The organism is Paenibacillus sp. FSL K6-1330 (assembly GCF_037976825.1).
GTDB lineage: Bacteria > Bacillota > Bacilli > Paenibacillales > Paenibacillaceae > Paenibacillus_AQ.
In genome coordinates this window covers 1,400,533-1,412,345 of record NZ_CP150269.1, presented here as the reverse complement: position 1 = coordinate 1,412,345, position 11,813 = coordinate 1,400,533, and the positions used below count along the sequence as shown (strand labels likewise).

Below are 11,813 nucleotides of genomic sequence, written 5' to 3'. Positions count from 1 at the left end.
AACGTAGACTACATCCAAGTCGGCACCTGCAGCATGAGGGGGCGGCTTGGATGTATTTGGATGATCTGCGGATACCGCCAGTCAGTATAATAGAGTCGAGGGCCTTATCGCAGATGGAGGGCAGCATGAAACCTACACATTATCGCAACTTCAAGGAATCAACCCGTCATTTATTTCGCATCTATACGATGATCCCGTTCTCCATCTTAATCGTATTGTTTTTGGCATTCACGATTATTAATGGCAGAATGAACCTAACCCAAAAAACGACCGAAGCCGCCCAGTCCATCAATCAATCCATATCCGGTGTGTATCATCAGTACTACGAGGAGATTAATCGGATGGCCGTCTCTCCTACCGTGATCAATTATGTAAGCTCGCATCTGGGCAGCGAACAAGTGTATTCTGCCTTTTATGATTTCAACAACCAGCAGAAGGTCAAGAGCATTTTTCATGTCGTCAATACGGATGGGGTCTTCCTGGCAAGCTCCGCTCCAGCGGATGCGCTGTATTCCAATTTTGCCTTCGGCAATCTCATTCATCGGATCGATCAGCGGCCCGGCAACACGCTAACCGAAATGAACAGCTTTCGTTATTCGCATGATCGCGATACAAGTTATACGTTTGGCAAAGCCATCGTTAAGGACAAGCGGACGATAGGTTATATCATCTACCAGCTATACGAATCCGACATTCAGAAGATGATTTTCGAACAAAATAATGAGATCGCCATGATCACCGATGAACATAACACCATTATTGCCACGACCAGCAATGTGACCAAAGGCGTTCTCAACAAATTCAGCCCCAAGCTCGATAACAAGGGACATGTTCTGCTAAATGAAGGTAAGTACTACATGTATGCCAAGCGGATCCCTGATACGCCGATTCAAGTCATTACGCTGAACTCCTATAAGTCGGAGCAGTACACCTACTATACGGTCTCTTTCTTTGTTCTTGCTGCCAGCCTACTGCTGTGGGTGTTGATCCAGTTCCTGGCGAACAAAATGTCGACCCGCAATTCCGAATCGATCGATAAATTAATTCATGCCTTGGCACAGCTGCGCGAAGGAAACTTCAATGGCTATGTCGACATTCAGACGAATGACGAGTTTCAAATTCTGGGCGATGAGTACAATGTGATGCTGGATCGGTTGAAAGAGTTGATCGAGAAAAATAAAGAGCTGTCCGAGCTCAGCACGATTATTGAGGTGAAGCAGCTGCAATCACAGTTCCACCCGCATTTTATATTCAATGTACTGGAGACACTGCGCTATGCGATTAAGATTGATGCGAATCAAGCGCAGGACATCGTGCTGATCCTATCCAGGCTGCTTCGATACAGCATTGGACCTGATCGCAATGTCCAACTGAAGAATGACATGAATTATGTACGGGATTACCTGAAGCTGCAGCAAATTCGGTTCAATGATCGGCTGGAATATCGGATTACCGTAGAGGAGGAAACACTGGATGTATATGTCCCCAAGCTTCTGCTGCAACCGATTATCGAAAACGCTATCAAATATGGGTATCAGGATCAGAGCCATGTGCTTATCGAGATCCATATCTACACTTCCACAGACAAGCTGATTCTGGAAGTCCGCGACAACGGGCAAGGCATGAGTGAAGAGACGCTTCAGGAAGTGAATCAGCTCCTGCAAAGCCAGACAAACACGACGCAGCATATCGGGCTGTACAACGTTCACCGACGTTTAGTGCTTCTATATGGCGAAGGATCCGGCATTCACATTGACAGCGCACAAGGAAAAGGCACCTGCGTGGCACTTACGATTCCTTACGAATGGAGTGGATATCATGTTTAAAGTTCTGCTGGTCGAAGATGAGGATATGATTCGTAGGGGGATACGGTTCAGCATCGATTGGCTTCAATACGATTGCATCGTCATTGAAGAAGGGCTGAATGGACAGGATGGCTATGAGAAGATCTGCGAGCTAAAGCCGGATATCGTCATAACCGACATCACCATGCCCATCATGGATGGCATTTCGATGATTCGGGAAGGATTGCAGCAGCATACGTTCAGCAGCATTATTATTTCCGGATATAATGAATTCCACCTTGCGAAGCAGGCACTCCAGTTAGGCGTGACCGAGTTCCTGGTGAAGCCCTTAGAGGATGAGCAGCTGGTCGCGGCACTCGAATCGGCCAAAGCCAAAGTGGATTTAGTCCGCAAATATGAAGTGATCTCCAATCATCCGCAGGAAAAGGAAGAGATTCTAAACAGCAAATTTCTGGAGAAAGAAACCAAAACCTCGAAATACGTGGCCAAAATGATCGCCTATGTACAGGAGAACTATGCCAAGAAGATCAGTATTCATGACCTCGTGGAAGAGATCGGCTTAAGCGCCTATTACCTGAACCAGAAATTCAAGGCAGAGACCAGCTATACCTTCAACGAGTTTCTTAATCGCTATCGGATTCAGAAATCGATCGATTTACTGAAGTCAGCCGATAACAAAGTCTATACCATCGCGCAGGATATCGGATTTAGTGACTACAAGTATTTTATAAGTATCTTCAAAAAGTACGCCCACGTCACGCCGAGTCAGTATCAGGAGTATTTCGAGGAGAAGAATGGATAGCACGGGTAATCTAGATACTAGAGGTACTCAATCGGACTTATATTGGCACACACACCCCTGCTAGGAATGAGCAGGGGTGTAGAATCTTTATCTATTATTCCTGTCGTTCATACAGCCGGTACATGGATAGCTCATCACTCATCTCTACCGCTCGAACAAAGGCTTCCTTCACGTCCCGGCCCTGCTGAACGATTTCATAGAACAGCCGAAGAACGAACATCAGCGCATCGTTGCCGTCCGGGTAATCATCCGGCCCGATATACATCCTGCAGCCCCGCTCCAGGAAGGCTTCGGCCAGTGCTGGATCTCCCAGCGAGCAGCCGTTCGCAATTACTGTCTTTCCGTCCAGCTTCGCATAACGCTGAATCTCGCCTGGTCCGAAGTCACCCCTCGGCTCATGCTCCTCGTATACCTCTTCGCCGAGCTCCGGCATGATCAAGCTGCCTTCATCCCCGTGAAAGTTCAACAGGATCATATCGGTGCCTTCATACACATCATCACCTGACAAGACAGAGATCAGATCATTCGGCCTCCCGACCCAATATGTAAAAACGCGCACTCCGAAATATTCCAGAGCCGCCCTTACGGCTTGGCTCTCCATATCGCAATCCGGTCCAACGACCAGAGCGACCTGCATAACAGGCTTGCTCACTACCATATCAACTCCTGACAGTTATACTTGAATTTGGATTATTTGTTGAAACTATGTTGTTACAAGAATTTAAACTATAATTACACTTTTCTCAATATCATCCACCATTGTTTATCATACGATTCGACTTCAATCTCTTCCAAACCTAGATTTGCTTCGCTAATCCAGCTTCTAGCCAGTTGGATATAGTTGCTGTGAAATTCAGAGGAATAACCCATTTCATCATATCCAGAATAAGTAATATTATCGAATATCATATATCCTCCTCTTTTTAACTGCTTATGGCTTGTGTCAATGATTTGGATAAACTCATGATACGCTGCATCTTTCAACATGCCTTTTCGGTCATAATCCATAACAGCTTGTAACATTTGAGGTTCGATTGTCCACCAATCATTGTTTACTGTATCAATGCCCTCACGATTGGCGATAATGGTCTGAATGATATCATTAATAGCGTGATGAAAAGCGACAACATCAAAAGAAGACGCTGGATAATATAAACCTATATTTGCGGCATCGTCCTCAACAACCTGTATGTTTATGTCCATTCCTTTCGTTTTCTCCTGAAAATTTTGTGTCAACTCCCTGTTGAGATTGGCAGTCACATATGTGCCCATGTTTTTGGAATAAGCGTCTAAAGCCTTTGGAATGTAAACAATATCACCTGCACCAACTTCTAGAAGACTTAAAGCACGGGGCATATTCAGCTCCATGAAGAGATTCTGCCAAGATGCTGAATAATACAATTGAAGATATTCGAATACCCTCTCCTTGGATATGCCTATCGGCACTGTTAATGTGTCTTTCAATTTGTTTTCCAATTGGGCAACGTTCATCTGTTCTAGTTCAGAAATCATGTCCTGTGAAAAGTCACGTTTTAGCATATCGTTAAACACACCGGCACTCATCTTCTCTGCTAGTGTCTGCATATTCATTAGAGTATCCCTCTCTTCGTATAGTTTCTAGAGTATATTCGAATTCATGGTGTTTTTTCCTCTTTTTATTATTAAAAAGGAGAATCTGTGCATGATGATCGCTGTCTGTATGAGGAACATAAAAGACGCCATCTGACGATGGCGTCTTTTATGTTTACACTACGCTCAGCAGCATAATCGAGATTTGGAATCTACCACTTTCGGGAACGATACACAATACCTGCTCTCCCTCAGTGAGATGACCTTCATTCAGCAGCTCCTCCAGCATAATATAGATCGATGCTGCGCCCGTGTTCCCTTTCGTATATAAATTCGTAAACCATTTCTCTTCCGGAATCCTCACGCCGCCATGCTCCAATAATCGGAAGATTTCATCTCTGAAAAAATGCGATGAATAGTGGCACACCATCCAGTCCAATCTCTCAGGATCAATTCTCCCTTCCTCCACGAGCTCCAATAATCGATTGGTGCCTACCTTTGTTATTTCATTGACAAGCCTTACATCCTGCTTCATATTCAGAGCTCCTTGATCGGCTGCTTCATGAATGGAGGGATAGTCCAGCCAGGAAGGAATTCCATTCTCTTTACTCATGCCTGAATACATACAGACCTCATACTGGTTCGCATAGGACTGGTTATCGATCCATTCAATACGCAGCGATGGCCCCTTGGAGGAAGGCTCATTTTGCAGTACGGCAGCTCCTGCGCCATCCGAAAGCATAAAACGTAAGAAATCCGTGTCAAAAGGCACCCGATTATTGCTATAAATCCCCTGTGCTTCAAATTTCGTATGTTTGATTCGCGACTCAAAAACTCGCTGGAACAGGCGATGGCTGCTCGGTGCTCGCCAGCTTTTATATGTACATACGCATTCTTGAGTGCATGCATTCCGCTGGCGCATAAACCGGAATGAGATGCAATTTCCATAGGGGGTAAACCAGTCTCTGCATGCACCATACTCGCAAACCCTGGCAGGAGCAGATCCGCTCTTGTCGTACCTGTCGCTAGGAAATTGATATCTTGTTCGGTTACGTTGCCGTTTCGCTCCAGGGCATCCCGAATGGCTAAAGAAGCCATCTCTGCGTTTGTGTATAAGCTCTTTTGCTCTTTATCCATGGCATAATATCGGGACCGAATTTGATTCTTCTCCAGAATGAGTCTTTTGGTTTTGGAAGATTTCCCTCCAATCTTGCCAAGATATTCTTCCATCTCATCGTTACTAACCGGAGAACCGGGGAGAAACTTTCCTACACTTGTGATATAAACGGAATTCATATAACACACCTCGCAAATATCAAATTTGGTTAATAATGGTATATTATATGGATATAAGTACAAGATATGACCAAATGTTAAGAGAATATATCAGCACCTTGAATGATCGTCGATATCCATAGATAGATTTCCATGCCCGCTTGTTCGATGAATCTTTGTCCGTGCAGAGCACACCTCTGTCATTTATATAATTCTTTCTTTACTCGGATTATTTCTTGAGTTTCTTTGGAAACAAACAGTGACTTTAATTCATATGAAAATTATAATTCCCATAATCGCAAAAATAAAAGACCCTGCACTATATAATGTGCAGGGTCTTACTTTTCAAATTACTTACTACATTTTAATCAATTCCTGTATCCATTTAATCGTTATTTCATCTTTGACCTCTGTACTCAAATCGGATGGAAACTGTAAATATTGTTCTTCCTCAGGCATTTTATGCAACTGACTATGCACAATAGGATCTGCATTACTGTCATCATTGTAATATTGGGGAAAGCGGTATTCTTGTCTTTCAAGTGAGCGGTAGACATAGAAACTGTACTCGATTCCATCAACTACACAAAAGGCATGGCCTTGAATTCGCGGGTCGCACCAGACGTGAGTCCCTTTTAGCTTTTTCAATGAAAGCAAAAAACCGTTCTTCTGTGCTTCCGTAATATGATAATCATCCAAATAATACTTAGAAGATTTTCGATCAAAATTCGTATCAATAATCTGGTAGTTGAGAATCACTTCTGCCCCCTTTTGAAGAATGGGGTTAAAATAATCCTCTTGGATCCCGCCCTTATACTTTGATAATCGGCTCTTTACCAAGTAGTCAATATTACTATGGTCTAAATTACGACCAAACGTTAACAAAAATCGTCGTTTATCCAACTTTATTCTGAACCCCATTTTGGAAGTGAATTATGGTATAAATCAACATTACCCTTATGGTCAGGCCAATTATCTTTTGTATGATAATGCCACCGAGTATGATTTCTTGAATCGGAAGTATAAACATGTAGCCTCAAATATTCCGAACCATTTTGACCATATAAGGAGATTATGTGTTCACCTTGCTTAATTCCATTGGCTTGCGCAGCATCCTCTGGACCAACACTCCTAGTATAACCATGAATTTCATATTCTCTTTTAATTCCTGGTTCTATCTGTGGCCATACTTTATCATCGAATTGTCTACCTATTTGTTGAACAATTTTTTTCCCCATCTTCTTCTTTACTGCGGCTTTAATTATAGCAGATACAACAGCCCAAACAATAGGCCAAATAGCTGGCGAAATTTCACTCGGAATACTGGAGTCCGACAAGTGACTGACTGTAGATGTCTGGCTATTTGCTATATCTGCAAATGCAAGTATCATAGCAAACTCTTTGCTATACTCGTTATATTGTTCAATATTCGCCTTTAAATTTTCGTCTACCTCGATTGCTTCCTCTATGCTGCTAGAGTGTTCTTGGATAAATAATAGAAGTTCTTGAATCTCGCTTTCAGTTAGATTTAGTTCATCTTGGATTTGCTGAAGTTCGCTATGTGCTGGGAGCGCCGATACAGTAATTGCAGCAAATACTGTATTTAACAACATTACCAAAACTAAAACTGAAGCTATTTTCTTGATACTACGCCAAAAACTCAAAAAAACCATCTCCTTATAATATCTATTTTGTATAACACCTCCTAAAAATCTAAATTATTTACTAATATTTAACAAATGATGAAAGTTCTATTTTATTTTAACAATATGTGTTTTTATGAATTTTTAATAGTAATTTTGGTATATTATAAAATTTACATTTTCCATCTTTACATAAAGGTCATAGACCATATGCAGGTTCGCCGCTTTCTGTCCCCGATCAATCACATGATAAGGCTTTAGGGCTGCCATGATTTTGGTATGCAGCACATTCTGAAGAGAACGAGACACAGCGGAAACATTAGTATATCGGAATGACTCCAATCCACCAGCTCCACCACCGGCATTACAATGGATGGAGACTATGAGGTCAGCGTCCGCTTTGTTGGCCCCATCTGTTCAATCATCAAGCTCAAGAAACTTCCGTGGATCGGGAGAACAGCACCTATACGCCACGGAAAACCCGAGGAGCCCGATTATGCGAGTATCATCGCAAAGAACCCGAGAGAGGCACTTTTTTCAAAGTATCCCTCTCTCGGGCCATGTTCAAAAAAGTAAATATAGCGGTTCTGGCGGTTCTTTTGCCAACAGCTTAAGCCGTTAGCTCACAATATGCGTTCCAGCCTGTTTCTTGATGGCATCGCTTAAGCTTTCCGGGTTCGTAATGATGACTCTGCGTCCCGGTTTCTTTAGAAAATTAAGACTGGCCTCAATTTTAGGAAGCATGCTGCCTTTCGGGAAATGCCCCTCTTTCACATACTGTTTAATCTCTTCAACGGTGACCTCTTCTAGTGCCTTCTGATCCGGCGTACCGAAATTCACGAATACTTGAGGCACGCCCGTTGTAATAATCAGCGTTTCCGCATCTACCTGCTCTGCCAATAAACTTGTGGCGAAGTCCTTATCGATCACCGCATCGATGCCTTCGTAGGTATGGTCCTTCGTCTTGATGACGGGAATACCTCCTCCGCCGACGGCAATCACGATACAGCCGGACTCGATCAGCGATCGGATGGCATCCTTCTCGACAATATCAATCGGCGCAGGTGAAGGAACAACCCTGCGATATCCGCGGCCCGAATCCTCAACCATCACCCACTCGGGATGCTCGCGCTTCAATTCCTCGGCTTGCTCCAGGGAGAAGAAGGAGCCCACCGGTTTGGAAGGATCTCGGAAATTAGGGTCGGCTTCGCTGACCTCAACCTGTGTGATGATGGTCGCTACTTTTTTCGTGATGTTGCGGTGGATAAACTCATTCGTTAACGCCTGTTGAATTTGATAACCGATGCCGCCCTGCGTGTCCGCCACGCAATTCACGAGCGGAACAGCATTCATGCCGATGACCTCTGAAGCAACCTCGCTCCTTCTCAGCTCAAATCCAACCTGCGGCCCGTTACCGTGGGTAACGACCACGTTGACCCCTGCTTGCACCATGTCTGCAATGTTGGCAGCAATTTCACATACCGCCTCGTATTGATCCTTAATCGACTCGCGGCCATTATCCTTGACTAACGAATTACCGCCAATGGCTACAACTACAAATTTATCCATGACTAACCTCCTGGTCGATCAGCCGATGACTCTAGCTGAGTGATCCTCTATAAACGAGCCATACGGCGCGCCGATAATAACGAGTCCTGCATGAAGAATCCCATCTTTATTGGCACGCCAGAGACCGTAGATGTTTCTGTAAAGATGTGTTTACATTCAAATGGAATTATGGTTTTGCAGCAGCCGTTATTGTTTCTTTCAAGCTCTTGGCTCTGCCATGATCCGGATGAATAGCCTGTGCTTGTTCAATGAGCACCATGGCCTCCTCCGGCTGATTAAGCGCTAACAGGCTGCTGGCTTTCTCGCAGTAATAATCCGCATGATCCGGGCCGCATTGGATGGCCTGATCCATCGCTTCGATCGCCGCCGCATAGTTACCAAGCAAATTCAAGGATTGGCCCTTATGATAATGATATAGCCCATTGGTCCGATCATGCGTGATTGCATTGTCTATCGCATCGGCAGCCTCTTGGTGCTTACCGAGCGATCTCAGGCTGTTCGCCTTGTGAAAGGAAAAATCATAACGCCAAGGCTGGTCGGCTAACAGCTGATCCATCACGATGACGGCTTCCTCGTGCCTGCCCAATTCTCTTAAATAATTGGATTTATGATAGCGGTAGAACGTTTCCTCCGGCTTCCGCTCAATCGCTTTGTCATATTCGGCAATGGCTTCTTCCGGACGTTTCATCATCCGATAAGCATTGGCGGTATAGAAATAGAAGTCGAGATCGCCGGGATCAATCGACAGCCCTTGATTATAAGCAGCCAGTGCCTCGTCATAACGTCCTAGTTCTCCGAAAAAATAACCTTTGTAGTAGTAGAGGTCGGCAGGATTCCCCTCTTCCCCCAGCACGTTGTCTATGATTGAGATGGCTTCCTCGAACTTCTCTGCCTTACCCAGCTCTTTCGCTCGTAGAATGCTGTCCGGGATACTTACGCTTTGTTTATTGAGAATCTTGATTACCTTATGCTGCTTCATCTCTACGGCATGCTGGAGGGAGGACTTTCCGTCACGATCCTTCAGCTGCACGTCGGCCCCTGCTTCAACCAGAAGCTGAATGATATCGGAGTACAGCCGGCCCCCGTTTCCAAGAATGACAGCCTCCAGCAACGCGGACCATCCCAGATTATTCACATGATTCACGGCAACGCCTGCTTCCAGGCAAATCTGAACGGTTCTTAAATATCCTTTTTCGCTTGACGGCAGCAGCGTTGTTCCCCCAAACCGGTTCACGCTCGTGATATCCGCTCCTCCTTGAATAGTCAGACGCAGGATTTCATGAAAACCGTTAGCTCCTGCACACAGGTATGGGGTTAACATGGTGATGTCTCTTGCATTCACGTCACTGCCCGCTTCGATTAGCCTTTTGGCAAGGGAGACATGGTTTTTCTGTGTTGCAGCCATTAGCGCCGTCCGGCCCTGGCTGTCCTTGTGATGAACATCGGCACCACGCTCCAATAACTGCTCTACCACAGCCAAGTCTCCTCGGTCGCACGCCAGAATGAGTTCGTCATTCATCGCTTCAGCATTCATCGAGTGACCTCCTCGTTTTATGTTTTCAATCCTTGTCATTCAGATCTACATATTCAGACCAGCGCATTCCATTACTCTGACTGCAATTGATTTGCCGGATCGCGAAGATCGGAAAAATGCTTATAAACAAACAGTGCGGCAACCATCAGGTATGCGTATACGAACGGCATCAGCGCATCTTGGGCAAATCCCACCGTAGGCGCATGGATAATGCCGAATAGGGATAGGACGGCTGCGATGACCGCGAACACGGCAGCCCGCAGCGGCTTATTCAGGATGGCGAAGATGGCAATGGAACCCCAGATCAAACTGCTGAGCGGCGCGCCGTTCCCCAGATGATTCAGTCCGTTATAATAAACGCCTTTGCTTAACAACAAATCGATGCCAACCTTGGAAGCCGTCGTCTCGGCGGCATTAAAGATGTTATTGGCAAGTGTTAGAGCCCAGTTGGCGATCCAAGGGAATAAGGTTATGAAGATAACGGGTACTTCATTCTTAGGCGTTTCCCGGACAACCTGATTGGCCGTGACCACGCCGACATAGACCAGGATCGGAACAATCGCGACAACCGGAATGATGGACAGGAGCAGCGCCCCGATTCCAAAGAGCGAGATAATCAGCATGGCAAAGCCGGATGCAATCGTATACCCCAGACCGGCGCCGATGGATTTCCAACCGGCGTGACCGATGTACACGGTAACCGGGAACGGATTCCCTGTGAATGCGCCGATACTGGAAGCCACACCGTTCGTCAGCATGACGTTTCGGGTATTATAAGGATCTCCCGCCGCATGGGCGCTCTCGATATTTTCCAAGTCAAAAATATAATTGGCGAGACCCAAAGGAATAGCCGATGCCAGGTACGGCAGCGCATGAGGTATTCCTTGGAACAGACTTGTAATGTGAACTTCAGGCGGATTAAAGCCCAGCGTAGACAACGCCGTCGTAATCGCTTCCGGATTTTGCAATCCGAATACCCAAGCCAGGACGGTACCGGCAATTAGCAGCAGAAAACCGGTCGGGATCTTTTTGAATATTGGAGATTTACCAAACCAGTTGATAAAGATGATAACCAATACGATAAAAGCGACGATCGGTGTTTCGAATGATTGCAGCATCGGGTTCATGGCAAGCAGCAGCAATCCAAGGCCGGACAAACAGGACAAGAGAACGGTTCTTGGAATTACTTTTCTGAGCAAATCGCCCAAGAAGGAACCCACAACCAGGATCATGGCTTCGAAGAAGCACCATACCAGACCGATCTGGAGCGCAAAGGTTGCATCATTGGTCTGTCTGAATACCGGAATCAGCACCAGAAAAGTAACGGTAAATATCGACGGGGCACTCGGACCTGACGGCAGCGCGGTAATGTCGCTGCGGCCCGTTTTCTTTGCCAGCTTATATCCAAACCAACCGTAAGCCATGCTTGCGATAAAGATAGCGAATCCGAAGGCAGGGACTACTCTTCCGTAGACCATATCTTCCGGAAAACCTACAACAAAAATCAAAAGTGAAATCATGGTCAGCAGATTGGTTAGATTATTGGCAAGCAAGCCGAAGAACGCAGCCCAATCTCCTTTTTTCCATAACATTTTCATGAGTACCTGATCCATATA

At 45.3% G+C, this 11,813-nt stretch carries 11 protein-coding genes and 1 pseudogene; 2 read left to right on the top strand and 10 right to left on the bottom strand.

Features of this window, described 5'->3' with window-relative positions:
• Nucleotides 1-125 precede the first annotated feature (125 nt).
• Both NYE54_RS06150 and NYE54_RS06145 read left to right on the top strand, forming a co-directional pair.
• Nucleotides 126-1,826: a sensor histidine kinase gene (locus tag NYE54_RS06150; protein WP_339273401.1), complete on the top strand. Its 1,701-nt coding sequence runs from the start codon at nt 126-128 to the stop codon at nt 1,824-1,826.
• The gene (locus NYE54_RS06145) at nt 1,819-2,607 is read left to right on the top strand and encodes a response regulator (RefSeq protein WP_339270824.1); all 789 of its coding nucleotides are present in this window, start codon (nt 1,819-1,821) and stop codon (nt 2,605-2,607) included. Before NYE54_RS06150 ends, NYE54_RS06145 begins: the two co-directional genes overlap by 8 nt.
• A gap of 94 nt (nt 2,608-2,701) precedes the next feature.
• Here NYE54_RS06145 and NYE54_RS06140 read toward each other — a convergent pair whose 3' ends face one another.
• The 10 genes and pseudogenes from NYE54_RS06140 to NYE54_RS06095 form a co-directional block, all read right to left on the bottom strand.
• Nucleotides 2,702-3,259 carry a delta-aminolevulinic acid dehydratase gene (locus tag NYE54_RS06140; protein WP_339270823.1) on the bottom strand — a complete coding sequence of 186 codons (558 nt, stop codon included), beginning with the start codon at nt 3,257-3,259 and terminating at the stop codon, nt 2,702-2,704.
• A gap of 80 nt (nt 3,260-3,339) precedes the next feature.
• Nucleotides 3,340-4,197, bottom strand: coding sequence for a hypothetical protein (locus NYE54_RS06135; protein ID WP_339270821.1), 858 nt, complete (start codon nt 4,195-4,197; stop codon nt 3,340-3,342).
• 154 nt (nt 4,198-4,351) lie between these two features.
• Complete coding sequence (locus NYE54_RS06130; RefSeq protein WP_339270820.1) at nt 4,352-4,918, bottom strand: 3-oxoacyl-[acyl-carrier-protein] synthase III C-terminal domain-containing protein; 567 nt, start codon at nt 4,916-4,918, stop codon at nt 4,352-4,354.
• 122 nt (nt 4,919-5,040) lie between these two features.
• Nucleotides 5,041-5,274 (bottom strand): annotated as a pseudogene (locus NYE54_RS06125) (3-oxoacyl-ACP synthase); the annotation flags it as partial.
• Nucleotides 5,275-5,808: 534 nt separating this feature from the next.
• Entirely contained in the window at nt 5,809-6,354 is a 546-nt protein-coding gene (locus NYE54_RS06120; protein ID WP_339270818.1) for a hypothetical protein, read from the bottom strand.
• Between the two features lie 2 nt (nt 6,355-6,356).
• Nucleotides 6,357-7,124: a YpjP family protein gene (locus NYE54_RS06115; protein WP_339270816.1), complete on the bottom strand. Its 768-nt coding sequence runs from the start codon at nt 7,122-7,124 to the stop codon at nt 6,357-6,359.
• 114 nt (nt 7,125-7,238) lie between these two features.
• Nucleotides 7,239-7,469, bottom strand: coding sequence for a hypothetical protein (locus NYE54_RS06110; RefSeq protein WP_339273399.1), 231 nt, complete (start codon nt 7,467-7,469; stop codon nt 7,239-7,241).
• A gap of 243 nt (nt 7,470-7,712) precedes the next feature.
• Nucleotides 7,713-8,663 (bottom strand): carbamate kinase, encoded by a 951-nt coding sequence (gene arcC / locus NYE54_RS06105; protein ID WP_339270814.1) that lies wholly within the window; start codon nt 8,661-8,663, stop codon nt 7,713-7,715.
• 166 nt (nt 8,664-8,829) lie between these two features.
• A complete protein-coding gene (locus tag NYE54_RS06100) occupies nt 8,830-10,197 on the bottom strand; it encodes an ankyrin repeat domain-containing protein (protein WP_339270812.1) in 1,368 nt (455 codons plus the stop codon).
• Between the two features lie 71 nt (nt 10,198-10,268).
• A complete protein-coding gene (locus tag NYE54_RS06095) occupies nt 10,269-11,810 on the bottom strand; it encodes a xanthine permease (RefSeq protein ID WP_339270810.1) in 1,542 nt (513 codons plus the stop codon).
• Between the last annotated feature and the right edge of the window lie 3 nt (nt 11,811-11,813).